31 protein-coding genes are annotated in these 25,778 nt (G+C 58.1%); 16 read left to right on the forward strand and 15 right to left on the reverse strand.

All coding sequences use genetic code 11. From position 1 onward, the window contains the following. Window positions 1–128: 128 nt before the first annotated feature. From era to ACR0LI_RS18095, 3 genes are all read left to right on the forward strand, one after another. Window positions 129–1,037 carry a GTPase Era gene (gene era / locus ACR0LI_RS18085; RefSeq protein WP_480718972.1) on the forward strand — a complete coding sequence of 303 codons (909 nt, stop codon included), beginning with the start codon at window positions 129–131 and terminating at the stop codon, window positions 1,035–1,037. Continuing rightward, entirely contained in the window at window positions 1,034–1,363 is a 330-nt protein-coding gene (locus tag ACR0LI_RS18090) for a DUF1491 family protein (RefSeq protein ID WP_171724856.1), read from the forward strand. Before era ends, ACR0LI_RS18090 begins: the two co-directional genes overlap by 4 nt. Before the next feature lie 112 nt (window positions 1,364–1,475). Further along, a complete protein-coding gene (locus ACR0LI_RS18095) occupies window positions 1,476–1,799 on the forward strand; it encodes a SemiSWEET transporter (RefSeq protein ID WP_171637557.1) in 324 nt (107 codons plus the stop codon). Window positions 1,800–1,855: 56 nt separating this feature from the next. Here ACR0LI_RS18095 and ACR0LI_RS18100 read toward each other — a convergent pair whose 3' ends face one another. Together ACR0LI_RS18100 and ACR0LI_RS18105 are read right to left on the reverse strand one after the other, a co-directional pair. Next, window positions 1,856–2,245, reverse strand: a complete 390-nt coding sequence (locus tag ACR0LI_RS18100; protein WP_171637555.1) for a VOC family protein — start codon at window positions 2,243–2,245, stop codon at window positions 1,856–1,858. Between the two features lie 291 nt (window positions 2,246–2,536). Further along, entirely contained in the window at window positions 2,537–2,788 is a 252-nt protein-coding gene (locus ACR0LI_RS18105) for a hypothetical protein (RefSeq protein ID WP_171637553.1), read from the reverse strand. A 194-nt stretch (window positions 2,789–2,982) separates the two neighbouring features. Here ACR0LI_RS18105 and recO point away from each other — a divergent pair, with 194 nt between their 5' ends. After that, window positions 2,983–3,708, forward strand: a complete 726-nt coding sequence (gene recO / locus ACR0LI_RS18110; RefSeq protein ID WP_171169330.1) for a DNA repair protein RecO — start codon at window positions 2,983–2,985, stop codon at window positions 3,706–3,708. Here the strand turns inward: recO and ACR0LI_RS18115 are convergent. From ACR0LI_RS18115 to ACR0LI_RS18125, 3 genes are all read right to left on the reverse strand, one after another. Further along, window positions 3,692–4,084 carry an META domain-containing protein gene (locus tag ACR0LI_RS18115; protein ID WP_171637551.1) on the reverse strand — a complete coding sequence of 131 codons (393 nt, stop codon included), beginning with the start codon at window positions 4,082–4,084 and terminating at the stop codon, window positions 3,692–3,694. The two genes, recO and ACR0LI_RS18115, sit on opposite strands and share 17 nt — an antisense overlap. A 40-nt stretch (window positions 4,085–4,124) precedes the next feature. Beyond that, window positions 4,125–4,679 (reverse strand): hypothetical protein, encoded by a 555-nt coding sequence (locus ACR0LI_RS18120; protein WP_171637548.1) that lies wholly within the window; start codon window positions 4,677–4,679, stop codon window positions 4,125–4,127. A 252-nt stretch (window positions 4,680–4,931) separates the two neighbouring features. After that, window positions 4,932–6,623, reverse strand: coding sequence for an acyl-CoA dehydrogenase family protein (locus ACR0LI_RS18125; RefSeq protein ID WP_480718973.1), 1,692 nt, complete (start codon window positions 6,621–6,623; stop codon window positions 4,932–4,934). 144 nt (window positions 6,624–6,767) lie between these two features. Between ACR0LI_RS18125 and ACR0LI_RS18130 the strand changes: the two genes are divergently transcribed. Further along, window positions 6,768–7,532 (forward strand): TSUP family transporter, encoded by a 765-nt coding sequence (locus ACR0LI_RS18130; protein WP_480718974.1) that lies wholly within the window; start codon window positions 6,768–6,770, stop codon window positions 7,530–7,532. A gap of 4 nt (window positions 7,533–7,536) precedes the next feature. Here the strand turns inward: ACR0LI_RS18130 and ACR0LI_RS18135 are convergent, their stop codons facing one another. From ACR0LI_RS18135 to ACR0LI_RS18145, 3 genes are all read right to left on the reverse strand, one after another. After that, window positions 7,537–8,091, reverse strand: a complete 555-nt coding sequence (locus tag ACR0LI_RS18135) for a hypothetical protein (protein WP_348539545.1) — start codon at window positions 8,089–8,091, stop codon at window positions 7,537–7,539. A gap of 24 nt (window positions 8,092–8,115) precedes the next feature. Next, on the reverse strand, window positions 8,116–8,406 hold the full coding sequence (locus ACR0LI_RS18140) for a hypothetical protein (RefSeq protein WP_152457096.1): 291 nt from the start codon (window positions 8,404–8,406) through the stop codon (window positions 8,116–8,118). A 359-nt stretch (window positions 8,407–8,765) separates the two neighbouring features. After that, window positions 8,766–10,364: a phosphoenolpyruvate carboxykinase gene (locus ACR0LI_RS18145; RefSeq protein WP_480718975.1), complete on the reverse strand. Its 1,599-nt coding sequence runs from the start codon at window positions 10,362–10,364 to the stop codon at window positions 8,766–8,768. Between the two features lie 343 nt (window positions 10,365–10,707). Between ACR0LI_RS18145 and ACR0LI_RS18150 the strand changes: the two genes are divergently transcribed. From ACR0LI_RS18150 to ACR0LI_RS18180, 7 genes are read left to right on the forward strand one after another with little or no spacing between them, the layout of a single operon-like run. Next, window positions 10,708–11,412 (forward strand): response regulator transcription factor, encoded by a 705-nt coding sequence (locus ACR0LI_RS18150; protein ID WP_171169148.1) that lies wholly within the window; start codon window positions 10,708–10,710, stop codon window positions 11,410–11,412. A gap of 32 nt (window positions 11,413–11,444) precedes the next feature. Beyond that, the gene (locus tag ACR0LI_RS18155) at window positions 11,445–13,163 is read left to right on the forward strand and encodes an ATP-binding protein (RefSeq protein WP_171724862.1); all 1,719 of its coding nucleotides are present in this window, start codon (window positions 11,445–11,447) and stop codon (window positions 13,161–13,163) included. Between the two features lie 19 nt (window positions 13,164–13,182). Then, entirely contained in the window at window positions 13,183–13,638 is a 456-nt protein-coding gene (locus ACR0LI_RS18160) for an HPr kinase/phosphorylase (protein WP_480492386.1), read from the forward strand. Further along, window positions 13,635–14,516 carry an RNase adapter RapZ gene (gene rapZ, locus ACR0LI_RS18165; protein ID WP_480492388.1) on the forward strand — a complete coding sequence of 294 codons (882 nt, stop codon included), beginning with the start codon at window positions 13,635–13,637 and terminating at the stop codon, window positions 14,514–14,516. Before ACR0LI_RS18160 ends, rapZ begins: the two co-directional genes overlap by 4 nt. After that, window positions 14,513–14,905 (forward strand): PTS sugar transporter subunit IIA, encoded by a 393-nt coding sequence (locus ACR0LI_RS18170; protein WP_152457103.1) that lies wholly within the window; start codon window positions 14,513–14,515, stop codon window positions 14,903–14,905. The genes rapZ and ACR0LI_RS18170 overlap by 4 nt, the downstream gene beginning before the upstream one ends. Before the next feature lie 16 nt (window positions 14,906–14,921). Further along, window positions 14,922–15,191, forward strand: coding sequence for an HPr family phosphocarrier protein (locus tag ACR0LI_RS18175; protein ID WP_152457104.1), 270 nt, complete (start codon window positions 14,922–14,924; stop codon window positions 15,189–15,191). 39 nt (window positions 15,192–15,230) lie between these two features. Next, complete coding sequence (locus ACR0LI_RS18180) at window positions 15,231–16,130, forward strand: lysophospholipid acyltransferase family protein (RefSeq protein WP_171637533.1); 900 nt, start codon at window positions 15,231–15,233, stop codon at window positions 16,128–16,130. Between the two features lie 51 nt (window positions 16,131–16,181). On the opposite strand, the gene ACR0LI_RS18185 is transcribed toward ACR0LI_RS18180, so the two are convergent. Beyond that, window positions 16,182–17,057, reverse strand: a complete 876-nt coding sequence (locus ACR0LI_RS18185; RefSeq protein ID WP_480718976.1) for a 3-hydroxybutyryl-CoA dehydrogenase — start codon at window positions 17,055–17,057, stop codon at window positions 16,182–16,184. 162 nt (window positions 17,058–17,219) lie between these two features. On the opposite strand from ACR0LI_RS18185, the gene ACR0LI_RS18190 reads away from it, so the two are divergent. Continuing rightward, window positions 17,220–18,023, forward strand: coding sequence for a DUF6473 family protein (locus ACR0LI_RS18190; RefSeq protein WP_480718977.1), 804 nt, complete (start codon window positions 17,220–17,222; stop codon window positions 18,021–18,023). Window positions 18,024–18,073: 50 nt separating this feature from the next. On the opposite strand, the gene ACR0LI_RS18195 is transcribed toward ACR0LI_RS18190, so the two are convergent. From ACR0LI_RS18195 to ACR0LI_RS18220, 6 genes are all read right to left on the reverse strand, one after another. Beyond that, the gene (locus ACR0LI_RS18195) at window positions 18,074–19,003 is read right to left on the reverse strand and encodes an electron transfer flavoprotein subunit alpha/FixB family protein (RefSeq protein WP_210093766.1); all 930 of its coding nucleotides are present in this window, start codon (window positions 19,001–19,003) and stop codon (window positions 18,074–18,076) included. Then, window positions 19,003–19,761 carry an electron transfer flavoprotein subunit beta/FixA family protein gene (locus tag ACR0LI_RS18200; RefSeq protein ID WP_171637528.1) on the reverse strand — a complete coding sequence of 253 codons (759 nt, stop codon included), beginning with the start codon at window positions 19,759–19,761 and terminating at the stop codon, window positions 19,003–19,005. The genes ACR0LI_RS18195 and ACR0LI_RS18200 overlap by 1 nt, the downstream gene beginning before the upstream one ends. A 191-nt stretch (window positions 19,762–19,952) precedes the next feature. Then, complete coding sequence (locus tag ACR0LI_RS18205) at window positions 19,953–20,525, reverse strand: cob(I)yrinic acid a,c-diamide adenosyltransferase (protein WP_152457109.1); 573 nt, start codon at window positions 20,523–20,525, stop codon at window positions 19,953–19,955. Further along, entirely contained in the window at window positions 20,526–20,729 is a 204-nt protein-coding gene (locus ACR0LI_RS18210; RefSeq protein ID WP_152457110.1) for a twin transmembrane helix small protein, read from the reverse strand. It abuts the gene before it with no gap. A gap of 78 nt (window positions 20,730–20,807) precedes the next feature. Further along, the gene (locus ACR0LI_RS18215; RefSeq protein ID WP_480718978.1) at window positions 20,808–21,635 is read right to left on the reverse strand and encodes an SDR family NAD(P)-dependent oxidoreductase; all 828 of its coding nucleotides are present in this window, start codon (window positions 21,633–21,635) and stop codon (window positions 20,808–20,810) included. A gap of 69 nt (window positions 21,636–21,704) precedes the next feature. Beyond that, window positions 21,705–22,334 carry an SH3 domain-containing protein gene (locus ACR0LI_RS18220; RefSeq protein WP_245218198.1) on the reverse strand — a complete coding sequence of 210 codons (630 nt, stop codon included), beginning with the start codon at window positions 22,332–22,334 and terminating at the stop codon, window positions 21,705–21,707. 203 nt (window positions 22,335–22,537) lie between these two features. Here ACR0LI_RS18220 and parC point away from each other — a divergent pair, with 203 nt between their 5' ends. The 3 genes from parC to ACR0LI_RS18235 form a co-directional block, all read left to right on the forward strand. After that, complete coding sequence (gene parC, locus ACR0LI_RS18225) at window positions 22,538–24,886, forward strand: DNA topoisomerase IV subunit A (protein ID WP_480718979.1); 2,349 nt, start codon at window positions 22,538–22,540, stop codon at window positions 24,884–24,886. A gap of 95 nt (window positions 24,887–24,981) precedes the next feature. Continuing rightward, entirely contained in the window at window positions 24,982–25,575 is a 594-nt protein-coding gene (locus ACR0LI_RS18230; protein WP_171637519.1) for a hypothetical protein, read from the forward strand. A 112-nt stretch (window positions 25,576–25,687) separates the two neighbouring features. Next, the coding region (locus tag ACR0LI_RS18235) for a GTP-binding protein (protein ID WP_215675807.1) at window positions 25,688–25,778 on the forward strand (91 nt) is incomplete at its 3' end.

Consider the following 25,778-nt stretch of genomic DNA (forward strand, 5'->3'; position numbering starts at 1 on the left):
TGGAACTGGCTGGGCATCTAATCCTGTCCTGCCACTGCAAGCGCAGGGCTGCAATGCGACAAATCCCTCTGGCCCGCCGCCCCTTTCTGCTATAGGGGGGCGCAGTTGCAGACAGGATTGCCAGACACATGACCACACGCGCCGGATTTATCGCCCTGATCGGAGAGCCCAATGCGGGCAAATCCACCCTCCTGAACCGCATGGTCGGGGCCAAGGTGTCGATCGTGACGCATAAGGTGCAGACCACCCGCGCGCGTATCCGCGGCGTGGCGATGGAAGGCGACGCGCAACTGGTCTTCGTCGACACGCCGGGCCTGTTCAAACCCCGCCGCCGACTGGATCGCGCCATGGTCGCCGCCGCATGGGGCGGGGCCGCGGATGCCGACATCGTTGTGCTCATGGTCGAGGCGCATCGTGGCATTACTGAAGGCGTCGAGCGCATCCTTGAAGGTCTGGAAGAGATCGGGCAGGGCCGCACGATCGCGTTGGCCATCAACAAGATCGACAAGGTGCAGTCCGAGAAGCTGCTCGCGCTGACCAGTGACCTGAACGCGCGCTACCCGTTTGCCGAAACCTTCATGATCTCTGCTGAAAAGGGACACGGCGTCGAGGACTTGCGCAAGTGGCTGGCCTCTGAACTGCCTGAAGGCCCGTGGTTGTATCCCGAAGACCAGATCGCCGATCTGCCCCTGCGCATGATCGCCGCCGAAATGACGCGCGAGAAGCTGACCCTGCGTCTACATCAGGAATTGCCCTATCAACTGACCGTCGAGACCGAAAACTGGGAAGAGCGCAAAGACGGCTCTGCCAAGATCGATCAGGTCATCTATGTCATGCGCGACGGCCACAAGGGCATCGTTCTGGGCAAGAAGGGCGAGACGATCAAGGCCGTCAGTCAGGCCGCACGGGCCGAGCTGGAAGAATTCCTCGACCGCAGGATTCACCTGTTCCTGCAAGTGAAGGTCCGGCCCAATTGGCTGGAAGAATCCGAGCGGTATTCGGAAATGGGGCTGGATTTCAAAGACGGAAACGCATGACGCGGCTGACGGCGGAATTCTGGGTTCACGCCTATCTGGCGCGGCTGCGATTTCAGGATATCCCGGCCTATGTGGTTGCCCATGGCGATGACACCGCAGGCGCAGTTCTGGTCAAGCTGAACACACTAAACGGGCAGGCCGTTGCCTTCCAACGCAGCTTTGATCTGATGAGTGGCGAACGGAAATGGGTCGAACTCTCGTCCGGCCTTGAAGGTGACGTCGACCAGGCCATTCAGCGCCAACGCAGCTTTGACCCCGACCTCTGGGTGATCGAGGTCGAAGACCGGCAGGGGCGGCACCTGCTGGGCGAAGAAGGGCTGGAGTGACCACGGTACAGACGGGTCTTTGACGCAGAGACCAAAATGACTATTTTACCCCGGCAATTACACTGGCAGGGCTGGCTTGCCCTGTGGACAGGCGCAACCAAGAGGTGCTTTCGTGGCTAAAACGCTTGCTGAGAAACTGGAAAAATCGGAACTCGGCCACTGGATGCAGCGTTTCGAAAGCTTCATGGTCTTTGTCGGGGTTGTTGGTCCTTTTGCCACGCTTCCGCAACTGATCAAGCTCTACTTCACCCATTCCGAACACGCTACTGGTCAGTCGCTTCTGTCCTGGTCGCTTTATGCCGGGCTGTCCTTCCTGTGGTTCGCATATGGTCTGGTGGTCGGCAAGTTGCCCATCTATGTGGGCAACGGTATCTCGATGGTGCTGAACCTGCTGATGGTCATAGGAATTCTGGTTCATGCGGGTGTGACGTTCTGAACTTCACGCTGGCTTGGGTCTTTCTTGTTCGCGGTCGCAGACGATGCTCGGGGCCATCAATCCGCGTCGCCAAAATAGACAAAGCTCATCTTGTTCCCATCGGGGTCGCGTGCGTAGGCACCAAAAAAGTTTGGGCCATATTGGGGGCGGTCCCCCGGATCACCTTCGTTTGTTCCGCCATTTGCAAGCGCGGCCGCGTGCGCCTCACGCACTTCCTCTGTGCTTTGGCACAGCAGGCCAACCATGTTTCCGTTGCCGATCGTCGCGTCTTTTTTGTCGAACGGTGTCGCGACCCATATGCATCCGCCGCCGCGCAGCTCATAACATACGGCATGCGGCATATACTCAGCGACGACCTTTCCGCCGATCCGGGGCATAACCGCGTCGTAATAGCTGCGTGCCTTGGCAACGTCGTTGGAACCGATCATGACGTAATTAAGAGACATTTTGGGAATCCCATTTTTGGAACATAAGTAGAACATTATGGCCTGAACGGGATTAAAGCAACGCATTCTTTTGCCCGCAGTTGGCGATACCCCAGACGACAGACGGGGTTTCCATCGGCCAACGGGCAGCAGGCGCGTTCTGCCGGGGCACATCGGTGATCTGATGAATGGCGGCGGGTTCATGTTGAGGCACAACGGAATCCACCGTGGTCAGGTCTGGTCGCTATATCGGACCAGACCGTTGCAATGAAAAGCCGATGCTCTGCCCTTCAGTCTATGCATGTCTTGGGATTACGCGCCATGTCCGCCGTTCCACCCGTCTTCGTACTCGCCCAACACCCTGGACAGGTGCAGCAGAGAGGCAGAAAAGCGTGCGTAGACATCCCTCGACAACATCGGCTTGTTGTCATCCAAAACCTGCACAAGTTCGACGATGGCTGACGCAAATGTCTCATAGACCTGCATGTCTGCCGCCGTTGGATCCGGTGTCCAGATTTCGAGTTCGTCGTAATATGTGGCGGGTTTCGGTTCGTCATCGATCATGCTGCGGCCCCTTTTGTTGAAGCGCAGTTGGGGGTCGTAAAAACACGTACAAGCCGGGTGGCGCGAAGTCACAAAACTATGGCAGCTTCGGAAAAGAACACGCGCTGAAAAGGGGTTGAAGCACTTCCGCTCTTGCGTGCCAACGTCGCTTGGGATTTTCTGCGAACCAACCAAACCAGCAACAGGGTCAGGTTTTGGACTGGCGCGATCACGGAATACTCCTGACATTACGCCGCCATGGTGAAACAGCGGCGATCATCGAGGTCTTTACCGAAGGCCACGGGCGCCACGCAGGTGTGGTGCGCGGCGGGACCAGCCGCAAGATCGCGCCGATCCTGCAACCTGGGGCGCAATTGGACGTGCTGTGGCGTGCGCGGCTGGAAGAACATATCGGCACCTTTCAGGTCGAACCCCTGCGGTCCCGTGCGGCAGCCGCTTTTTCAGGGCGGCTGGCCTTGTCCGGGCTGAACGCGGTCGTTTCGCTGTTGTCCTTTTGTCTGCCCGAACGGGAACCACACCCCGCGCTTTATTCCCGGACGGAACAGTTGATGGATCTGTTGGGGCAGGACGAGGTCTGGCCTCTGGCCTATCTGCGATGGGAGCTCGCGTTGCTTGACGAACTTGGCTTTGGCCTTGATCTGACAGCCTGCGCCGTGACCGGTGTGACCGAAGGATTGATCTATGTATCCCCCAAAACAGGCCGTTCCGTCAGCGCCAATGGCGCCGGGGAATGGGCGGACAAGCTGTTGCCTCTGCCGCCTTGTCTGCGAGGTGAGGGCACTGCGCCCGATGCCGAGGTCGCAGAGGCCCTGCGCACAACCGGATATTTCCTGGAGCACCGCGTTGCTCCGTCTTTGGGGCATAATCCGCTGCCCGAAGCGCGGGCTCGGTTCGTGGATCAGGTCACTCGGCGGCTGTGAACACCATCTCGTGCCCGTCCTCATTGCGCAGAATCAGAACATTGCCTGACACCTCGGATTGGGTCATGGCCATGAGGGCGGCAAAGTAGACCCCTTCCGCCTCGAGTCCCGCGCAGGCGGCGCGCGTCGCGTTGAGGTTCTGAACCTCAAACCAAGGGTAAGGCGCGTTGAGTGTTCCGTCATAGCTGTTGCACGGAGCGTTGCCGGCAATCCTGCCTTCTTCCGGAAACCGCAGCAGAGCGCTCGCCTCATAGGGCTGACCATCGATCTCCTGCAGCACCCAAATCTGGTCCGCCGCACCATAGGCGGCGACGGTTTCGTCCTTGTCGCATTGGAACAGTGCCAACAAGGGCAGGGTCAGGATCAGACGAGTCATGGCTGGGTCTTAGCGCATAGGGGATGTTGTTGGAACCGGATCAGTAAGGAAGAGACCCGTTCAGCAGTTGCGCACGCACTTCCTGCCGGGGTTTCCAGTTATAGCGCGTATCTTCACGCACCGGCGCCCAGAACAAGGCACCGCTGTTGCGCCATGGGTCGAGGATGATACCGTCATACATTGTGTCCCCCTTGGCGCTGATCGATGCCGAATGGTGGATGATGCGAAACGGGGTCGGCGGCGACGTGGCCCAGTTCAGGTCCAGCGTCTGGAAATTTTCCTGCCGCAAGCGTTTGGTCATCGCTTCGGCCCAGTCATTGCACAGGCCCTTTTCGCGGAACCCGTTGATGACCTTGGCGTTGTGGATGATAGCCGGGTCGGTGACATTCCAATCCCGTGCCAACTGCTGCGAGTAGGAATAGGCGATTGTGGCCGCCCTCTGAGCCTCGGCCGGATCGACATCCGACCCGAGCGCCTGGATCGACTGAGCCAGCGCATCAATATCGTTCCGGCTCACCGTCGGTTGAGACGTGGTGCAAGCCGCCAGAGCAAGAGCCGCAAGAACAGCACACATGGCAAGGAAAGATCGGGTCATGCGGTATCCCAAAAGTTAATTTCGACGTCTCGTGTTCGGCTGATGCTCTACCGGTGAAAGGGGCGGGATCAAAGGGGGAAGTTTTGAAACACGTGGGTCATTTGTGACCGTCACGCGGGCTACGAGGGGCGATGGTATGTTTTGTACAAAACACACTCTGCATGGTTCGGACCGCGTACAGATTGTACAAAACAGGAAAAAGACCCGGCGCAAGCGCCGGGCCAGTCGGGGAAACAGGGCTGCCGGAATGGGTCACCCGAGCAGACGTCGTGCGATGACCTGTGCCTGAATCTCGGCCGCCCCTTCGAAAATGTTGAGAATACGTGCGTCGCACAGAACGCGGCTGATCTTGTATTCCAGTGCAAAGCCGTTTCCGCCGTGGATTTGCAGCCCGTTGTCCGCCGCAGCCCAGGCCACACGCGCGCCAAGCAGCTTGGCCATACCGGCCTCTAGATCACAGCGCTGGCCGTGGTCTTTTTCCCACGCGCTGAAATAGGTCAGCTGGCGCGCGATCATGATCTCGACCGCCATCATTGCCAGCTTGCCCGAGACACGCGGGAAGTTGATCAGCGATTTGCCGAATTGCTTGCGGTCGATGGCATATTGCATGGCGATATCCAGCGCGCTTTGCGCCACGCCAATGGCGCGCGCGGCGGTCTGGATACGGGCACTTTCAAAGGTTTCCATCAGCTGTTTAAAACCCTTGCCTTCTTCACCGCCCAGCAGGTTTTCACCCTTGACGTGAAAGCCGTCAAAGCCCAGCTCGTATTCCTTCATGCCGCGGTATCCCAGAACCTCGATCTCACCACCGGTCATGCCGGGGGTGGGGAAGGGATTGTCGTCCGTGCCGGGTGTCTTTTCCGCCAGGAACATGGACAGGCCGCGGTGATCGGTGCTGTCGGGATCGGTCCGCGCCAGCAACGTCATGACATGGGTCCGCGCGGCGTGGGTGATCCAGGTCTTGTTGCCGGTGATCCGGTAATCACCGTTCTCGTCCTTCACGGCACGGGTGCGCAGGCTGCCAAGATCCGAGCCGGTGTTGGGTTCAGTGAAGACAGCCGTCGGCAGAATTTCAGCGCTGGCCAGTTTTGGCAGCCAGTTGGCTTTTTGCTCGTCCGTACCGCCGGCAATGATCAACTCGGCCGCGATTTCCGAACGCGTGCCCAGCGAGCCGACGCCGATATAGCCACGCGACAGTTCTTCGGAAACGACGCACATGGATGCTTTGGACAGTCCGAAACCGCCAAAATCTTCCGGGATGGTCAGCCCGAAAACGCCCATTTCCGCCAGTTCTTCGATGATTTCCAGCGGGATCAGCTCATCCTTGAGGTGCCATTCATGGGCATACGGTTCGACCTTTTCCTGCGCATAGCGGCGGAACTGGTCGCGGATCATTTCCAGTTCTTCGTCCAGGCCCGACGCGCCGAACATTGTGGCGCCGGCCTGATCTTGCATCAGCTCGACCAAACGGCTGCGTGCGGCTTGTGAATTCGCCTGCGCCATCAAGGTCTGTACTTCGGACGACTGAAAGCCCGACAGCGCATCCCAGCCGAGACCCATGTCCTGAAGGCGCACGACCTCGCCCTGGTTCATCGGGATGCCACCTGCGACCTGATGCAGGTACTCGCCAAAGGCGATCTGGTGAAGCAACTGCTCGAGCTCGCCGAACTTGCCTTCGGCCTGAAGTGCTTCGGCCCAGCGCTGCATTTGTTGCAGCGACTGATTATACGTGGCCAGCCATGCCAGCCCATGCGCGGCGGTCTGGTTTGCCTCGATCAGAGCGCCAGAGATACGGCCATCCGCCGAGACCATGTCGCGCACGGATTCACGGGCTTTTTCAAAAACAGCTTCTACCGCGGGTAGGGCAGCCCGGGTCAAATTCAGAAGATCGGGCAAAACTGCAGCAGTTGTCATCTCGGTCATATCCTGTCCGTCGTGGGCCATGAATCGCGTCCTTTCCTCGGTCGTCTGGTCATATCATGCTGCACGTGCAGCGCAACAAAAATACTTATTACGCTGCGAAAAAGTTCAAAAATTACCCCACCATTTTTGCAATGCAGAAGAAAATCCAGATGATATCTAGGGGGCATGACCGTGTTTTCCATTCTTTCCCCGCAGGAACTGTTGTTGGCCATGGCAATCGCGTTTGCCTCTGGGTGGGTCAAGGGCATGGTTGGTTTCGCGATGCCCATGATTTTGGTATCAGGGTTGAATTCATTTCTGCCGCCGGATCTGACCCTGGCGGGACTTATCCTGCCGACGCTGGTGACCAATGGGCTGCAGGCCCTTCGCGGTGGCCGTGTCGCCGCGTTTGCCTCGATTCGGCGCTTTCGGGTTTTCCTTGTTGTTGGCGGTCTTCTTCTGCTGTTGAGCGCACAGTTGGTCGCATTGATCCCGGGGTCTGTCTTTCTGGTTCTGATGGGCGGCTTTGTGTCAGTTTTTGCGCTGTTACAGGTTCTGGGGTTCAGAATGGCGCTGAACCAACCCTCGACCGCAGTCGAGGCTCTGGTAGGTGGCGTGGCGGGGTTTGTTGGCGGCATGTCAGGAGTTTGGGGGCCTCCGACAGTTGCCTATCTGACAGCGCTGAACACCCCCAAGACCGAACAGATTCGAATTCAGGGCGTAATCTACGGTTTGGGGGCGGTTTTGTTGCTGGTCGCACATCTTGGATCAGGCATTCTGTATGCAGAAACACTTGAGTTTTCGGCAGCCCTGATCGTTCCGGCCCTGGCCGGGATGTGGATCGGCATGAAGCTGCAGGACCGTATTGATCAGGCAAGCTTTCGCAAGGCGACCTTGTCGGTATTGCTGATCGCGGGCCTGAACCTGCTTCGACGCGGTTTGGTGGGGTAACACGTCAGCCCGAGCGCTTGTCGGCAAACCGGAAAGCAAAATACAGGCCCAGCATCAGAAAGAACAAACCCGAGATATCGCCGATCAGGAATGCGATATATTCCACCGTCGCGCTGCCAAAAGCCAGGTTGGTCAACCCGGAGACAAGGAAGGACGTTACGATTCCGATGCCCATCACACATATCCAACAGGGTTTGCGATCCGGACGGGGAAACAGATCCCACCCGATTGCCTTGAGAAGATAGAACACGATCGGGGCCGTCAGAACCGCAATCGCCATGGCCATCAGGCGGCTGGGCAGGAACACATCCGTTTGACCCAAATAGGCAAAAACGATGAACACGCCGGGCAACAATGCGAAAACGGCGCGCCACCCCAACAGCCACGCCGACAGAACCCGCACGCCATGCGGCAGAAACAACAGGCTCGCCCTGCTTGGGTATTCCGGGAAAAACACGTTCTGCAACGGCATGAGGACGGCGAATGTAAGGAACGACGCCAGCACATAGGCCAATGAGGCCAGAAGCGTTTCAGTAGCCCACCCGCGCAAAGTAATCACGGCCTCTTGCGCGGGTGGATCGCATCATTTGGGTGCATGAACGATATACCGTCCCCGGTTGGCGCTGCCGCTTTGAGAAAGATAGCCTTTTTCGACCAGCGACTTCAGTGCGCGAAAGAATGTTGGGCGCGAAACACTTTGAACCAACGTGTGCTCGATCAGGCCGAATGTGCGCACTTCCTGATCGGACTTGGAAAGCTCTTCGGCGGCATAGTAGATGTCGCGTTCAACCGGAGATAGTTTTTCCAGGCCTAAAGTGCGCTCCATGCTTTGCATCAATTTGCGCAGTTCGGTGAGTTTCGAGATCTCAGTCATAATGTTACCTATCGTTTGCCGTGTCATTTGCCGCCTAATTGCGACTGTTTGAGCCATGCTGAATGACGCGCAAGTCAGCAGGTCTCGTGTTGACACTCATCCCCATTTACTTAGACTAGGTGACTGATTAGGTTGCTCAATCCAGCGTTGTGAGTGTGCGCACATGAGCGACCCCCAATCTAATTTCAGTCAGTGCCCGGCGCAAAAGTGCCGGGTTTTTTCGTCTCAGCGATTATCAGGGCTAGCGCAAATTTCATTTTGAAACAACGCAATTGTAAGTGCTTTTTGCGACAAACAACCTTAGGGAGAAGCACAGTGAGTGTAGTAAAAAAAGGGGCGCTGTGGCCCCTTTTCCTGATTTATCCGATTGCGACGGCTTTGATGTCATCGTCAATGAAGGGCAGATATTGTTCAAAGTTCTCGGCAAACATCTGCACCAGTTTTTCGGCCTGTTTGTCAAAGGCTGCCTGATCGTCCCAGGTACGGCGCGGGTCCAGCAGAACTTCGGCAACCCCCGGGACAGAGACTGGAACGTCAAAGCCGAAATTGGCATCCTTGCGGAACTCGGCGTCGCGCAGGGACCCTTCCAGAGCGGCGGTCAGCAAGGCGCGTGTCGCGCGGATCGGCATCCGGCTGCCCACGCCATAGGCGCCGCCGGTCCAGCCGGTGTTCACAAGCCAGCAGGTCGCGCCGTGCTGAGCGATCTTGTCCCGCAGCAGGTTGCCGTATTCCTCAGGGCGACGGGGCATGAACGGCGCGCCGAAACAGGTCGAGAATGTCGGCTGCGGCTCGGTGATGCCGCGTTCGGTCCCGGCGACTTTTGACGTGAAACCCGACAGGAAGTGATACATGGCCTGTGCCGGCGTCAGCCGCGCGATCGGAGGCAGAACGCCAAACGCGTCGCAGGTCAGCATGATGATATTCTTCGGGTGACCACCCAGTGCGCTTTTGGATGCGTTCGAGATATATTCAAGCGGATAGGCGCAGCGCATGTTGGCGGTCAGCGAGTCATCGTCGAAATCCAGTTCCTTGGTTTCGAGGTCGAAGACCATATTTTCGATCACGGTTCCGAACTTCGAAGTGGTGGCATAGATTTCAGGCTCTGCCTCGGCATTCAGGTTAATGGTCTTGGCATAGCAACCGCCTTCGAAGTTGAAGGTGCCGCGATCGGACCAGCCGTGCTCGTCATCCCCGATCAGTATGCGCGAAGGATCTGCGGACAAGGTGGTCTTTCCGGTGCCGGACAGGCCAAAGAACACGGCCGTATCGACCGGGTTGCCAACAGCATGGTTGGCCGAGCAGTGCATCGGCATCACGCCTTTTTCAGGAAGCATGTAGTTCAGCAGGGTGAAAACGGACTTCTTGTTTTCACCGGCATATTCAGTGCCGCCGATCAGGATCAGTTTGCGGTCGAAGTTCATCGCAATCACAGTCTCGCTGCGGCAGCCATGCTTTGCCGGGTCGGCCTGAAAGCTGGGGCAGTTGATGACAGTGAAATCGGCCGTGAACTCATCCAGATCTTCGCGGTCCGGGCGACGCAGAAGGTGGCGGATGAACAGGTTGTGCCACGCCAGCTCGGTAACCATTCGTACATTGATTGCGTAAGCCGGGTCCGCACCACCGACGAGGTCCTGCACGAAATAATCGCGGCCCTTCATGTGAGCCAGCATGTCTTCGTACAGCGCGTCAAAGCCCTCGGGGCTCATTTCGGCATTGTTTTCCCACCAGATTGTGTCGGCAACGGTGTCGGTTTTGACGACGTGTTTGTCCTTTGGCGACCGGCCGGTGAACTTGCCTGTGGTAACCAGGAACGCTCCACCATTGCCAAGTGTGCCTTCGCCGCGCTTCAGCGCCTCTTCGATCAGCGCCGGTTCCATGAAGTTGTAATAGACATTGCCCAGACCCTCGATGCCCTGATCTTCGAGGCGGAATTGCGGGTTAACCCGTCCAGATGTCATGTGTGTCTTCTCCTGTGGCGGCGCGAAGGTCGTTGGCCGTTGCGCCTTTGGGGCAGTGAGCCGGGAAAACCGGCGGCTGAGCGCGTCTTATCACGGTCGTTCATGGCATGAACAGGCGGGTTTGACGCAGTTAGCGCAACCAAGTCCGGGTTTAGCGCCATCAGAAATTCAATGTCGGAAAAGCGGGCAGATTTTTGCGGGCATAAAGGCAAATTTGCCGCAGACCTGCCGCAACAAAGGCATGATTCGCAGTTACGGATTGATTCGGCGTCTTAAAACCGCCAACAATGCCTTACAAATAAGCGAATTATTGCGCGAGTGAGCAGGAATAGGGGTGAGCCCGATGTCAAAGATTGCACTTGTGGATGACGATAGAAACATTCTGACGTCTGTATCCATGACCCTCGAAGCCGAAGGTTTCGAGGTTGAAACATATAATGATGGCCAGGCCGCGTTGGATGCGTTCAACAAGAAACTGCCGGACATGGCTGTTCTGGATATTAAGATGCCGCGGATGGACGGCATGGATCTGTTGCAACGGCTGCGTCAGAAGACGCAGATGCCGGTGATCTTTCTGACCTCGAAAGACGATGAGATCGACGAGGTTTTGGGCCTGCGCATGGGCGCGGATGACTATGTAAAGAAACCTTTTTCGCAGCGTCTGCTGGTCGAACGCATTCGGGCCTTGCTGCGCCGGCAAGAGGCGACAAGCGGCGATGCGGTCGCATCCAACAGCAATGACACCAAAGTCATGGAGCGCGGCGACTTGCGGATGGACCCGCTGCGCCATGCGGTCAGCTGGAAAGGTAATGATGTGTCCCTGACCGTGACCGAGTTCCTGCTGCTTCAGGCGCTGGCCCAACGTCCGGGATTCGTCAAAAGCCGCGACCAGCTGATGGATGTCGCCTATGATGATCAGGTCTATGTGGATGACCGGACGATCGACAGCCACATAAAGCGTCTGCGGAAAAAGATGCGCGCGGCTGATCCCGAGTTCTCGGCGATCGAAACCTTGTATGGTATCGGTTACCGTTACAACGAAGAATAGGCGCGGCCGCCTGCAAGAGGTAATGGGGTCTCGTGCGCGACACCGAACAAGCCAGCGAATTGCGCGACGGTGACGTCGTTCTTGGGGATGACTGGGTCATTCCCCAGGACCCCGAGTCAGCGGAGCTAAGGGAAAAGCGATCGCGGAGAAACCTGTTTTCGCTGCGTGGTTCTCCTCTGGCGCGCAAAATCATCACGTTCAATCTGATCGCTCTGGTGATCCTGGTCACTGGGTTGTTGTATCTGGACGACTCGCGAAAAGAGAAGGTTCAGCAGACCGCCCGCAATCTGCTGGGCGATGCGCAACTTGTCAGCAACGTTTTTGAAACCCAGTTGCGTCAGGGCGCACAGCAATCCGGGCAGAATGCCGGGAACCTGGACGTCAAGGATACCCTGTCTGGCCTCACCTTACCCGAAGGGGGCGAGGTTTTTGTTTATGACGCCAGTGGCACGCTGATCGGCTGGACACGTGGTGCCCCGCAAGCCTCTGACATGCCGGTTCTTCTGCAATCCGAGGCCGAGATGCAGACCGGCAGTACGGTGATCAGCGACACGCTGAATGCCGTTTGGACGGGTTTGTCAAACCTGCTGAACTGGTCGACTGACACCGAGGCACCGACGTTGGCGCAGCGTGTTCAGACCATTATTCCACAAGCGATTGCCGGTCAAAGCCAGGTGCAGGCGGTACAAGATGGCGCGGGTGAGACGGTCATCGTGGCTGCGGCACCAGTTCTTTATCAGGATGTACCCGCCGGCGCGGTGGCGATTACCGGCCCGGCTGGTGAAATCGACGCGCTTGCCCGCCGCGAGCAGGAGCGCATTCTTCAGATGTTTGTCGTGGCCCTGCTGGTTTCCGTGGGCCTCAGCCTTGTCCTGGCCTCGACCATTGCGAACCCGCTGGCCGATCTGGCATCCGCGGCAGAGATGGGCAAAGACCGGGGCACGGGTGTCAATCCCGGGCGCATCCGCATTCCCGACCTCAGCGCCCGTCCTGATGAAATCGGACGTCTCAGCCGCGCTTTGCGGGGTATGGTGACCGCGCTCTACAACCGGATCGACGCAAACGAACAGTTTGCCGCCGATGTCGCCCATGAAATCAAAAACCCGCTGGCCAGCCTGCAATCCGCCGTGGGAACGCTGCGGATGGTCAAGCGCGAGGATCAGCGCGACAAGCTGCTGGACGTGATCGAGCATGACGTACGGCGTCTGGACCGGCTGGTCAGCGACATATCAAATGCGTCGCGTCTGGATGCGGAACTGGTCAAGGAAGAAGAGCAGCCCTTTGACCTGCTTAAGCTGCTGGGCAATCTCGGCCAGTATCTGGGTGAAGATGCACGCTCCAAGGGCATCGATTACATTACGGATCTGCCCTCTGAGCCAATTGTGATCAACGGGCTGGAAGCGCGTCTTGCGCAGGTCTTTGTCAATCTGATCACCAACGCCATTTCGTTCTGCGAGGAAAATGACGCAATTCGCGTTTGGGTCCGGCAGCGGGACAACCGCGTGCTGGTGGTTGTCGAAGACACTGGCCCGGGGATTCCCGAACAGGCGCTTACCAAAGTGTTCAAGCGTTTCTACTCGCAGCGTCCGGCGGAACATTTCGGCAATAACTCGGGTCTCGGCTTGGCGATCTCCAAGCAGATTGTCGAAGCGCATGGCGGGGTGATCTGGGCTGAGAACATCCGCCCGACAGAGGCCGATATCACATCGGATCCGCTGGGTGCCCGCTTTGTCGTGGGGTTGCCCGTCTAAATCCATGCATATTGATTCGTTGTCACTCGCGAAAGATCAGGACAGCGCCTGTGTTCATGCCTCCTGCGTTTCGGTTGCCGGACGCGGGCTTTTGATCATCGGTGCGTCCGGCACAGGGAAGTCCGGGCTGGCGTTGCAAATGATGGCGTTCGGCGCGAAACTGGTCGCCGATGACCGAGTCAATCTAGAGATGCAGCAGAATCGGGTGATCGCTTCGGCCGTATCGCAGATCCGCGGTTTGATCGAGGCGCGCCAAATTGGCCTGATCAAAGCCGAACCCAGTGGTCCGGTTCCGCTGGATTACGTGGTGGATCTGGATCAGCCTGAGCCCGAGCGTCTGCCCGACCCTTTGACGGTTTCCGTGCTGAGGCAAACTGTTCCCTTGCTTAGGGGCGCGGGCGTGCCCAACTTGGCTGTAGCGATGATGCAGCTTCTAGGAAATGGGCACGTAAACCCGGAATGGCCGAACACATGACATCGCAAAGACGGATCGTACTTGTCACGGGGCCCTCTGGGGCAGGCAGATCCACAGCCATTCATGTGCTGGAAGATCTGGGCTTTGAAGCCATCGACAATCTGCCGATGGGTCTTTTGTCGCGCTTGCTCGACAGTGCTGACAGCGACCGTCCGATGGCTTTGGGTATAGATGCCCGCAACCGTGATTTTTCGACGATCGGTTTCATAGAATTGGCTGAAAAGCTGGGCCGTTTGGCGCAGGTCGATCTGACGGTTCTGTACCTGGATTGCAGTGATGATGTTCTGGTGCGTAGGTTTTCAGAAACCCGAAGGCGGCATCCCGTCGCCAAAAATGCCAGCCCGGAAACCGGCGTTCAGCGCGAAAAAGAGCTGCTGGCGCCGATACGTGAGATTGCGGATACACTGATCGACACCAGCCTTCTGAATGTGCATCAGCTGCGGGAAGAGGTCGAGAACTGGTTCGCCCCGCAAGGCGGGCGGCATCTGGCGGTTTCCATCGAATCCTTTTCTTACAAACGCGGTCTGCCGCGTGGATTGGACATGGTGTTCGATTGCAGATTTCTGGCGAATCCGTACTGGCGCCCGGAATTTCGCGCAGCGGATGGTCGAAACCCTGACGTTGCGCACTATGTGCAGTCAGACGCTAACTACTTACCGTTTTATGAACGTGTGCTGGACTTGCTGACCCTGTTGCTGCCGGCCTTTCGGGCCGAGGGCAAAGCGCATCTTTCCGTGGCGTTTGGGTGCACAGGGGGCCAGCACAGATCAGTTGCCTTGGCAGAGGCCGTTGCAAAGGCCCTTGCGGAAGACGGGCAGCAGGTGGCAATTAGGCATCGCGAGATGGAACGTCGGTCGTTGAATGTGAGGTCGGATTGATCGGAATTGTGATCGTTGCACATGGTGGGTTGGCTCAGGAATACCTGGCCGCCACACAACACGTGGTCGGACCACAAGCCAGCCTCGTGGCGGTCGCGATCGAGGCTGACCATGATCGGGACGAAAAACAGGCCGAAATCTGCCGTGCCGCGGACGAAGTGGACACCGGAGATGGTGTCGTTGTTGTCACCGACCTCTTTGGCGGTAGCCCCTCGAATCTCAGCCTGCGTGCCTGCGCGCCTCAGGATCGGCGTATTCTGTATGGGGCAAACCTGCCGATGCTGATCAAATTGGCCAAAAGTCGCCACTTGCCCATTGGTGATGCCGTCCGTCAGGCAATGGAGGCTGGACGGAAGTACATCAATGCGCAGAATGTGACATTGGATTAAAAACGGATTATTGAATATGACGAGCCGAAGCCTGAAAATTATCAATGAAAAGGGCCTGCATGCACGCGCCTCGGCAAAGCTGGTTGAGGTTGTCGAGGGGTTTGATGCACATGCTGAGGTGTCAAAAGACGGACTTTCTGCATCGGGCGACAGCATCATGGGCCTTTTGATGTTGGCAGCATCGCGCGGAACAACTATTGACGTCGAGACGTCCGGGCCGGATGCTGAGGCATTGGCAGAAGCTCTGGAAACGCTTGTGAACGACAAGTTCGGAGAGGGGTTCTAAGCCACCCCGCCGGGACAGGAAGAACGGGAAGACCAGGAATTGGCGGAAACGACGCACGAGACCAAGACAAACCCGGTGGTGGATGGGACCACAGATCAGGGTGAGATCTACGACCGTAGAACGCTGACCTATGCGAATTCATTCGACGATGCCTGGACAGCGACCGCCATTCGGGCCATCGAGTGGTGCACAGGCAAGCTGACCATTTTGCGCATGGTCAACAAGTTCGAAAAAAAGAACGAATACTATCGCGGCCAGCGGTTCTGGGGCGGTGCCCTCAAGACTATGGGAATCGACCTGACCACACCGCAGGAACAGATTGACCGCATTCCCAAGACCGGCCCGGTTGTTGTTGTCGCGAACCACCCGCACGGTATGGTCGATGGCATGATTTTGGCAGAACTGATCGGCCGGGTACGCAGCGATTACCGCATCCTGACCCGTTCGGTCCTGACAGGGCTGGACGAAGCGGCCACGTCATTCATGATTCCGGTTCCGTTCCCACATGACCCCGAGGCGCAGGCCAAGATGCTGGAAATGCGCGGCAAAGCCATGGAACATCTCAAAAACGGCGGCGTTGTGGCGCTGTTCCCATCCGGTGTTGTGATGTCCTCGGATGATTGGTTCGGGCCTGCGATCGAGCGGGAATGGAACGTGTTCACCGCCAAGATGATCCGCCGTTCAGGCGCGCGTGTGGTGCCGATTTTCTTTCCGGGCAGCAATTCGCGCTGGTATCAGATCGCCAACCGTGTCTCTGCAATTCTCCGGCAGGGATTGTTGCTGCACGAGATCGTCCGATCCTGCAACAAACCTCAGTCGCCGGTGATCGGCGAACCGATTTCAGACCGCGACATGGAACTGCTGGAACGCGACCCGCGCGGTTTCATGGCCTGGCTCAGAAATCACACCATGTCTCTGGGCAAGTCGGAACAGACCTGACCCGCGTCTTCATCTGGCCAAAAATATCCCGGGCGAGGGGGTTGGCCCCCTTCAGCGTGTCGGTACCGGAACTTCACCACGGTAATCATAAAAGCCGCGCTCGGTCTTGCGCCCCAGCCACCCGGCCTCGACATATTTCGTCAGCAGGGGGCAGGGGCGGTATTTGGTATCGGCCAACCCGTCATGCAACACGTTCATGATCGCCAGACAGGTATCCAACCCGATGAAGTCCGCCAATTCCAGCGGGCCCATGGGATGATTCGCCCCAAGTTTCATGGACTGGTCGATGGATTGAACGTTCCCCACACCTTCATAGAGTGTGTAGACAGCCTCGTTGATCATGGGCATCAGGATCCGGTTCACGATAAAGGCCGGAAAGTCCTCGGCGCTGGCCGCCGTTTTGCCCAACCGATCCACCACCGCTTTGCAGGCCTTGAAAGTTTCTTCATCCGTGGCGATGCCGCGGATCAATTCCACCAGCTGCATTACAGGGACAGGGTTCATGAAATGAAAACCCATGAACCGTTCGGGCCGATCCGTGCGGCTTGCCAGGCGGGTGATGGAAATCGAGGATGTATTTGACGTCAGAATCGTATGCGGCAGCAGGTGCGGTTGCAGGTCCTCGAAAATCGCCTGCTTGATCGTTTCCCGCTCGGTTGCTGCCTCGATAACCAGATCGGTTTGGCCCAGTTTCGGCAACTCAAGCGTGGTCGTAATCCGTTTCAGTGCAGCCTTCATCGCCTCTTCGGTGATTTTGCCACGCGACGCCTGCCGCGCCAGGTTACCTCCGATTGTGGCAATGGCGTTGTCCAGAGCATCCTGGCTGACATCGTTCAGCAAGACGTCGTATCCCGCCAACGCCATAACATGGGCAATGCCGTTGCCCATTTGCCCCGCGCCAATCACCCCGACCGATTTAACTTCCATGTTCAGCTGCCTTTGCCCTGTAGGATACCGCGACAGTATCGGCAGACCGGGGCAGGCGGCAAGAGGATCAAGGCGGTCAATTTCGCTTCAAATGCGCGCATTAGGAAAATCTCAATACCTAAGGCCGCAAGATGGCACCGGGTGAGAAAACGGGGGCTTGATATGAGCTTTCATCAGACAAACAGCGGCGGGGAGTCCGCCTGCCAATATGCCAACTCGAAACTTTGGTTCCGGGGTCCACCCGGCACGTTGAACCAGCCCTATGTGGCCTGTCTGGGAGGAGAGGAAACTTTCGGCAGATTCGTCGATTACCCGTTTCCTGCCGTGCTTGAGAAGCGATTGGGAAAGCCATGCGTAAACTTCGGCAGCCTGTTTTGCGGAATCGAAGCGTTGTCCACTGATCCGGGGGTGCTGAATCTGGTCAATCAGTCAGACCTGTGCGTGTTGCAGGTGCCCGATCTTCTGCGTCAATCGAACCGGTTTTACCGCGTGCACCCGCGCCGCAACGATCGGTTCCTTGAACCCACCGCAGACTTGCTGGGGCTGTACCCGGATGTTGACTTCACGGAAATCCATTTTGTGCGCCATTTGTTGGAGCAGCTGAGCGCAACAGAAGACGCACGATTCGAAGTCGTAACGCAGGAGCTGCGAGAGGTCTGGATACGCGCCACCGGGGACTTGATAGAACGGATCGAACCCGGCGTGGTTCTGCTTTGGCTGCATGTGCAGCGGCAAACCGGATCGCATGTCGACCATATCGTGCCCGACGCCGCCATGATCGAAGAGCTACGCCCGCTATGCGCAGATGTCGTCGAGGTTTCGGTCGCTGTATCCGCGCGATCGGATGCTCTCGAAGACGTAATGTTCGGAACGCTTCAGCAGCCAATTGCGGAACATATGATCGGCCCGTCCGCGCATCGAGAAATTGCCGAAAACCTGCTAATCGCCTTGCGGAACCTGAACTGAAAAAGGCCCGCCTGTTGGAGGGCCTTTACAGATCAATCCGGATATCCGGTTCAGCCGAGCTTTTCGGTCAGTTCCGGTACCGCCTGGAACAGGTCTGCGACCAGGCCGAAATCGGCGACCTGGAAGATCGGCGCCTCTTCGTCCTTGTTGATCGCCACGATGACCTTCGAGTCCTTCATGCCGGCCAGATGCTGGATCGCGCCCGAAATACCGACGGCGACATACAGATCTGGGGCAACAACCTTGCCGGTCTGACCCACCTGCCAGTCGTTCGGCGCATAGCCCGAGTCAACGGCCGCACGCGACGCACCAACCGCAGCGCCCAGCTTGTCAGCCAGGGTTTCGATCAGTTTGAAGTCTTCTTCCGAGCCGACACCGCGGCCGCCCGAAACAACAACGCCGGCCGAGGTCAGCTCTGGACGGTCGCTTTCGGCAACCTTGTCCTCAACCCAGGACGACAGGCCGGGGTTCTCGCCGACCGACACGGTCTCGACCGCGGCCGAACCACCTTCGCCGGCAGCGTCAAAGCTGGCGGTCCGGATGGTGACGACCTTCTTGGCGTCGTTCGACTTCACGGTCTGGATCGCGTTGCCCGCATAGATTGGGCGCTCAAACGTAGAGCCATCGACCACGCCCGAGGCATCCGAGATCACCATCACGTCCAGCAGCGCTGCAACGCGCGGCATCACGTTCTTGGCGTCGGTGGTGGCAGGGGCGACGATGTGCTCATACCCATCGGCCAGGCCCACGATCAGTGCTGCGGTCGATTCCGCCAGGCGGTGGCCCAGCGATGCGTCTTCGGCGACCAGAACCTTGGATACGCCGTCGATCTTGGCGGCGGCCTCACCGGCAGCAGCGGCAGACCCACCAGCGGCCAGAACGGTCACGTCGCCCAGCACTTTCGCGGCGGTCACGGCCTTTGCGGTCGCATCCATCGCCAATTCGCCGTTGTTCACTTCGGCAAGCAGAAGTACAGCCATTACACAGCCCCCGCTTCTTTGAGTTTCTCGACCAGCTCGTCAACCGAGCCCACGATGATGCCCGCCGCGCGCGCCGGCGGCTCTTCGGTCTTGACGATTTCCAGACGCGGGGTGACGTCGACGCCGTAATCGGCGGCGGTTTTCTCGTCCAGCGGCTTTTTCTTCGCCTTCATGATGTTGGGCAGCGAGGCATAGCGCGGCTCGTTCAGACGCAGGTCGACGGTGATGATGGCGGGCATCTTGACGCTGATGGTCTGTAGGCCGCCATCGACCTCGCGGGTGACCTTGGCGGTGTCGCCTTCGATGTCCAGCTCGGACGCGAAGGTGCCCTGGGACCAGCCCAACAGCGCCGACAGCATCTGGCCGGTGGCGTTCATGTCGTTGTCGATCGCCTGCTTGCCTGCCAGAACAATGCCGGGCTGCTCTTCTTCGACCACTTTGGCCAGGATCTTGGCAACGGCCAGAGGCTCGATATCGGTGTGTACATCGTCAGTCGCCACAACCAGGATTGCGCGGTCAGCCCCCATGGCCAGCGCCGTGCGCAGCGTCTCCTGCGCCTGCTTCACGCCGATCGAAACAGCAACGACCTCGTCGGCCTTGCCGGCTTCTTTCAGGCGGATAGCTTCTTCCACCGCAATCTCGTCGAACGGGTTCATCGACATTTTGACATTGGCGAGATCAACACCGCTACCGTCCGCTTTCACGCGGACCTTCACATTGTAGTCAATCACGCGTTTGACAGGCACCAGTACCTTCATTGTAGCGCTTTCTCCTCAAAAAAACGGTAAGCCGCGCAGGCGACTCCACCAATGCTCTCGACCGACTAGATAGCGCCTGCCGCAGTGGCACAACAGAGCAAAATCGTCACGTCATGGCGTCGGGACGTCGCGTTTTGCAATTTTTTTGCCAAGTGGCGAAAGAATATTACCCGCGACTCTGTATTTCGCGATCAGCGGTTCGCGCCCGGAACCCACAACACGTCGTCTTTGCCGTTTGCGTTTGCGCAGCGTGCTGCAACAAAGAACCAGTCGCTGAGACGGTTGAGGTATTTGACCGCCACGTCGTTGACGGGCTCCATATTCGTCAGCTCGACCGCAAGCCGTTCCGCCCGGCGCGAAACGGTCCGGCAGACATGCAGATGTGCTGCCAAGCGCGAGCCACCGGGCAGGATGAAACTGCGCAGAGGTTCCAGCGTCTCGTTCATTGCGTCGATCTCGGCTTCCAGCCGGTCGATCTGGGCAGGCACGATGCGTAGGGGGGGATAATCGGCCTCGGCGTCTTTTTCCATGTCGGGGCGACAGAAGTCGGCACCCAGATCGAACAGGTCATTTTGAATGCGCGACAGCGCGGTTTCGACATCACCTTCGGCCTCGGTCCGTGCCACGCCGACAAAAGCGTTCAGTTCGTCCACGGTGCCATAGGCTGCAACGCGGCCCGAATATTTTGCCACGCGCTCTCCGTTGCCCAGGGCGGTTTTCCCGTCATCGCCAGTGCGTGTGTAGATTTTGTTGAGTACGACCATTTATTGAACTCCCTGTCCGCGCAGATACACGAAAAGCACGATCAGCAACACGGCGATGAACTGAAAGAGAATGCGCAGGCGCATCATCTTGTTGCTTTTCTTGGCCGCTTCCATGCCGCCTTTGCCGAAATTCGCGATGCCTAAGGCCAGCACTACGACAACTGCCGCCATAGCCAGAAGCAGAATGACCATCACAAGGTCCATTTGAAGTCACCGTCCGGTTTTTTTCGATTACCACCCATCTAGCGTCAGGGCGTCGAAAAGCGAACGGGAAATATCGTCTCAGATATCCGAAAGGATTCGATCAGAGGCGTTTGTAGGCAGAATGCGGCGCAGTATCCCGGCGATATATGTCGGAGTGGTCACATAGTAACGTGGTTTGGGGCGTCGGGCCTCGACCGCATGGGCCAGCTTGTCCGTGACGGCAGAGGCGGGCAGTTCAAATCGGTCTGGCCCACTGCTGTCATAAAGGCGATTAAGCAGTGAGCCTTCATACTTCTCCCGAATGGCCGAGTTTTCCCAGTCGATGTATTTCTCGAACAATGGGATCGCCTTTTCCCGGAGTTTTGAGGTGATGGGGCCGGGTTCGATCAGGGCGACGTGGATGTCGGTATCCCGAAGTTCCAGCCGCAGCGTGTCGGTCAGCCCTTCGATCGCGTATTTCGTGGCGACATATGCGCCGCGCCACGGGAAGGCGACAAGACCCAGAACCGAGGAACACTGCACAATCCGGCCATGACCCTGTTCCCGCATGACGGGAATGACCTGTCGGGTCAGCTCGTGCCAGCCAAAGACATTGGTCTCAAATATATGGCGCAGGCCATCCGTCGGAACATCCTCAACCGCGCCGGGCAAGCCATGTGCGCCATTGTTGAAAAGGGCATCCAGAGAGCCGCCTGTAGCCTCGAGAACGTGGGACAAACCCAATGTAATGCTCTCTGCATCAGTGTAATCGATTCTGGGGCTTTCAAAGCCTTGTGCGCGTAGGCGATCACAGTCGCGTTGCTGGCGGCAGGATGCAAAAACGCGCCAGCCTCGTGCACGCATCCCGTGTGCTGCGTCCAGACCGATGCCTGACGAGCATCCCGTGATAAGAATCGATTTCTGCATATGCCTTCCGAGCCTAATCCCCGCCCATAGCTATGGCGGGGTTTGCGGCAGGGCAATGACACTTCGATGTCAGTTCGTTGTTTTCCGGACGAGTGATGCCGAAACCCACCCAACCTGTTGCCCCGGCAACACGCGCAGGCGCAACCAGCCGGTACCTGAATCCCCAAATACCTCAACCTGCTGGCCGATCCTGGCTTTGCCGATGATCGGATAGATCGTCCCCGGCCCATCGCGCAGGTTCACGCGGGTTCCCGAAATTTCACGGATATCCTTGGCGGCTTCAACAGGGGCGGGCAGTTCGACCGTTGGCAGCTCGGCGTCGGTGGTGACTTGTTCGAGGGAGGCCAGACCCTGTTCCAGCGACGCAAGGGTCAGAGTGACGTTTTCGTCAGCGAACAGTGAGGGGTTTGCCTTCAGACCAGCCGCGACTTGCGACAACAGCGCTTTGGTTTCTGCTTCGTCCAATTCGGCGACAGGTTCAGTGACCGGTGCGACCGGCGCCGGAGGCTTCACCGCGGCGCGCACGACCAACGTTTCCGCGGGCGCGGGTTCGATAGCTGGTCTTGAAGGTTTCGGGACAATGGCAACACGCTCGGGCTCCGCTGTGCGGACCCCGCGCGGCTCAAAGTCCGGACCTCCGCTCATCACGTAAAAAGCCCAGCCGAGTGCGGCGAAAGTAACAAGTACAAGGCGCGTCATGGCGCATCCCCCAATTCAATCGTAACAACAAAAAAGGCAGCAATCATTCAATTGTTGGAATGGTAGCATAATAGAAGGGCAGAGTCGAAAATTCGGGGAAAACACCGACTTGCCTCCCCCTGTTGCAAAAAGCCCGACTTGTCCCCAGTAAAATACGCGTTGCTTGCTTTACCAAGGCGTTCTTGCGTCGTATCACATCATATATGAACGATACGATCGACGACCCCAACATGGAGGCCTCCGACCACGGGGGTGAGGTTGCAGAACCGCTGCGCCGCGCGATAGGCGAGCGTTACCTGACCTATGCGCTGTCCACAATCATGCACCGCGCCCTGCCGGACGCGCGGGACGGATTGAAGCCGGTGCACCGGCGAATCCTCTTTGCGATGAGAGAGCTGCGACTCAGCGCAACCGGAGGTTTTCGCAAATCCGCCAAGATTTCCGGCGACGTGATGGGTAATTACCACCCGCATGGCGACGCCGCGATTTACGACGCAATGGCGCGACTGGCGCAGGACTTCAACGTGCGTTACCCGCTGGTCGACGGGCAGGGGAATTTCGGGAATATCGACGGCGACAATCCGGCGGCCTCGCGATATACCGAGGCGCGGATGACCATCGTGGCCGAGGCGCTGCTGGAAGGTCTGAACGAAGACGCCGTGGATTTCCGCGACAACTATGATGGCACGCTGACCGAACCTGTGGTGCTGCCTGCGCAGTTTCCGAATCTTTTGGCCAACGGCGCCAGCGGTATCGCCGTCGGCATGGCCACGAACATCCCGCCGCACAACATCTCGGAGCTTTGCGACGCCTGCCTGCACCTGATCAAAACACCGGACGCGCGGGACGACACGTTGCTGAACTATGTCCCCGGCCCGGATTTTCCGACCGGTGGCGTGATCGTCGAACCGCCCGAGAACATCGCGCAAGCCTATCGCACCGGGCGCGGCTCGTTCCGACTGCGCTGCAAGTTCGAGGTCGAGGATCTGGGCCGTGGCCAGTGGCAGATCGTGGTCACCGAGATTCCCTATCAGGTTCAGAAATCCAAGCTGATCGAAAAGATCGCGGAACTGATCCAGACCAAGAAAATCCCGATCCTCGCAGATGTGCGCGACGAATCCGCCGACGATATCCGTCTGATCCTCGAGCCACGCTCCAAGAACGTGGACCCCGAGGTGCTGATGGGCATGTTATACCGCAACTCGGACCTCGAGGTGCGGTTCAGCCTGAACATGAACGTGCTGATCGATGGGGTGACGCCCAAGGTCTGTTCGATGAAGGAAGTGTTGCGAGCCTTCCTTGATCACCGGCAAGAGGTGCTGCTGCGCCGCTCGCGTCACCGCATGGCCAAGATCGACCACCGGTTGGAAGTGCTCGAAGGCTTTATCGTCGCCTTCCTGAACCTCGACCGTGTGATCGACATCATCCGTTATGACGACGACCCCAAGGCCGCGCTGATGCGCGAGGATTGGGGCATCGACCACGTTCGCGCCACCGACGAATCTGACTACGTCACGCCTAAGCCGGGCGAGGGCGAGCTGTCGGAAGTTCAGGTCGACGCCATCCTCAATATGCGCCTGCGCTCCTTGCGCCGTCTGGAAGAGATGGAGCTGGTTCACGAACGCGACGCGCTGATGGAAGAACGCGCCAATCTCGAAGATCTGCTGGCCGACCCCGCCCTGCAATGGGCCAAGATTGCCGAGCAATTGAAAGAGACGAAAAAGACCTTTGGCAAAGATTATGAAGGCGGTGCGCGCCGCACCCGGTTTGCCGAGGCGGGGCAGGTCGAGGAAGTTCCGCTTGAGGCGATGATCGACAAAGAGCCGATCACGGTCGTCTGCTCGCAGATGGGCTGGATTCGCGCCATGACCGGCCATATCGACCTGAAGCGAGAGTTGAAGTTCAAGGACGGCGACGGCCCGCGTTTCATCTTCCACGCGGAAACGACCGACCGGTTGCTGGTCTTTGCCTCGAATGGCCGATTCTATACCGTCAGCGCAGCCAACCTGCCCGGCGGGCGCGGCATGGGCGAGCCCTTGCGCCTGATGGTGGATCTGCCCAACGAGGCGCAGATCATCGACATTCTGATCCACAAGCCGGGGCGCAAGCTGCTGGTGGCCTCGGACGCGGGCAACGGCTTTATGGTGCCGGAAGATGACGTGCTGGCGCAGACGCGCAACGGCAAACAAGTGCTGAACGTCAAGGGTGATGAGACGGCCATGATCTGTAAGCCTGTGGAAGGCGATCATGTCGCTGTCGTGTCCCAAAACGGCAAATTCCTGGTCTTCCCCACGGAAGAACTGCCAGAGATGGGTCGCGGCAAGGGCGTGCGTTTGCAGAAATACAATATGGCGCGGGGCCGTCAGGGAACGCTTGAGCTGGATGGGGGCTTGTCCGACATCACGACGTTCAACTGGGAAGACGGTCTCAAATGGTCCATGGGCGGCGACAAGACCCGACATGAGGCGGATATGACGCAATGGCTGGCAAAACGCGCCAGTGTCGGGAAAAAACCGCCCTATGGCTTCCCGCGCGACTATAAGTTTTCGTGATCGCGCTGCTGCGCGGGTGAATTTCCGCCGATACGGCTTTGCACAACCCGTATCGGTGCGCTAGATCAACAAAAACAGGCCTATCGAGACGACACATGTTGCGCATTCTGACGCTGATCACCGGACTGGCCCTGATGGCCGCTTGCACACAGACACAGGTGTATGAGCCGCCTGAATCCCTCGGAGAATTCAAGCTTCGTGTGAATTATGCCTTTGCGGACAAGGCCGTTCAGGGACCTGTATCGCGGGACGCCACACCTGACGAATGGACAAAAGCGATCCAGAACGCGGTTGATATTCGTTTGGGGCGTTACGAAGGCTCACAGGAATATGACCTTGGCATCAGCCTTGAAGGTTACATGCTGGCCCCGCCGGGGATCCCTGTGATCTACAACCCCAAAAGCACTGCGATTGTGTTGGTCAACGTCTATGACGTGAAGAAAAAAGAGTTTCTGGCCAAGGGTAAGCAATTCCAGGTGCTGGAAGACACCACCGGCGGAAGTGCCCTCAAAGGATCGGGGCATGAGCGCACAAAAGAAGAACAGATGAGCGGTCTGGCCCTCAAGATAGCCGACCGGGTCGAGGAATGGCTGGCTGAAGAGCACAAGGAAAATGGCTGGTTCGACAAACGGCCGGACCTTATCCAGCCGTTGGAATCTGTCGAGGTCACGCAAAATCCGGCAGGATAAGCGCTTTTCCCTCAGGATGTGCTTGATTTTCCCCTTTGAACCAAATATCTCGCGCGCGCAGATGTAACCACGGGACCAAGGGTCCCCCAAATCGCAAAAGGGCGCCTGAGGAATGGCAAAGGAAAAGTTTGAGCGTACAAAACCGCACGTCAACATCGGCACGATTGGCCACGTTGACCACGGCAAGACCACGCTGACCGCAG

Source organism: Ruegeria sp. CL7 (genome assembly GCF_056536445.1).

Bases quoted from the DNA above. Each gene is read 5' to 3' on its own strand.
- era (WP_480718972.1), top strand. From the start codon at position 129: ATGACCACACGCGCCGGATTTATCGCCCTGATCGGAGAGCCCAATGCG.
- ACR0LI_RS18090 (WP_171724856.1), top strand. From the start codon at position 1,034: ATGACGCGGCTGACGGCGGAATTCTGGGTTCACGCCTATCTGGCGCGG.
- ACR0LI_RS18100 (WP_171637555.1), bottom strand. From the start codon at position 2,245: ATGTCTCTTAATTACGTCATGATCGGTTCCAACGACGTTGCCAAGGCA.
- ACR0LI_RS18105 (WP_171637553.1), bottom strand. From the start codon at position 2,788: ATGATCGATGACGAACCGAAACCCGCCACATATTACGACGAACTCGAA.
- ACR0LI_RS18115 (WP_171637551.1), bottom strand. From the start codon at position 4,084: ATGACTCGTCTGATCCTGACCCTGCCCTTGTTGGCACTGTTCCAATGC.
- ACR0LI_RS18120 (WP_171637548.1), bottom strand. From the start codon at position 4,679: ATGACCCGATCTTTCCTTGCCATGTGTGCTGTTCTTGCGGCTCTTGCT.
- ACR0LI_RS18125 (WP_480718973.1), bottom strand. From the start codon at position 6,623: ATGGCCCACGACGGACAGGATATGACCGAGATGACAACTGCTGCAGTT.
- ACR0LI_RS18130 (WP_480718974.1), top strand. From the start codon at position 6,768: ATGACCGTGTTTTCCATTCTTTCCCCGCAGGAACTGTTGTTGGCCATG.
- ACR0LI_RS18140 (WP_152457096.1), bottom strand. From the start codon at position 8,406: ATGACTGAGATCTCGAAACTCACCGAACTGCGCAAATTGATGCAAAGC.
- ACR0LI_RS18145 (WP_480718975.1), bottom strand. From the start codon at position 10,364: ATGACATCTGGACGGGTTAACCCGCAATTCCGCCTCGAAGATCAGGGC.
- ACR0LI_RS18150 (WP_171169148.1), top strand. From the start codon at position 10,708: ATGTCAAAGATTGCACTTGTGGATGACGATAGAAACATTCTGACGTCT.
- rapZ (WP_480492388.1), top strand. From the start codon at position 13,635: ATGACATCGCAAAGACGGATCGTACTTGTCACGGGGCCCTCTGGGGCA.
- ACR0LI_RS18175 (WP_152457104.1), top strand. From the start codon at position 14,922: ATGACGAGCCGAAGCCTGAAAATTATCAATGAAAAGGGCCTGCATGCA.
- ACR0LI_RS18185 (WP_480718976.1), bottom strand. From the start codon at position 17,057: ATGGAAGTTAAATCGGTCGGGGTGATTGGCGCGGGGCAAATGGGCAAC.
- ACR0LI_RS18190 (WP_480718977.1), top strand. From the start codon at position 17,220: ATGAGCTTTCATCAGACAAACAGCGGCGGGGAGTCCGCCTGCCAATAT.
- ACR0LI_RS18195 (WP_210093766.1), bottom strand. From the start codon at position 19,003: ATGGCTGTACTTCTGCTTGCCGAAGTGAACAACGGCGAATTGGCGATG.
- ACR0LI_RS18200 (WP_171637528.1), bottom strand. From the start codon at position 19,761: ATGAAGGTACTGGTGCCTGTCAAACGCGTGATTGACTACAATGTGAAG.
- ACR0LI_RS18205 (WP_152457109.1), bottom strand. From the start codon at position 20,525: ATGGTCGTACTCAACAAAATCTACACACGCACTGGCGATGACGGGAAA.
- ACR0LI_RS18210 (WP_152457110.1), bottom strand. From the start codon at position 20,729: ATGGACCTTGTGATGGTCATTCTGCTTCTGGCTATGGCGGCAGTTGTC.
- ACR0LI_RS18215 (WP_480718978.1), bottom strand. From the start codon at position 21,635: ATGCAGAAATCGATTCTTATCACGGGATGCTCGTCAGGCATCGGTCTG.
- ACR0LI_RS18220 (WP_245218198.1), bottom strand. From the start codon at position 22,334: ATGACGCGCCTTGTACTTGTTACTTTCGCCGCACTCGGCTGGGCTTTT.
- parC (WP_480718979.1), top strand. From the start codon at position 22,538: ATGAACGATACGATCGACGACCCCAACATGGAGGCCTCCGACCACGGG.
- ACR0LI_RS18230 (WP_171637519.1), top strand. From the start codon at position 24,982: ATGTTGCGCATTCTGACGCTGATCACCGGACTGGCCCTGATGGCCGCT.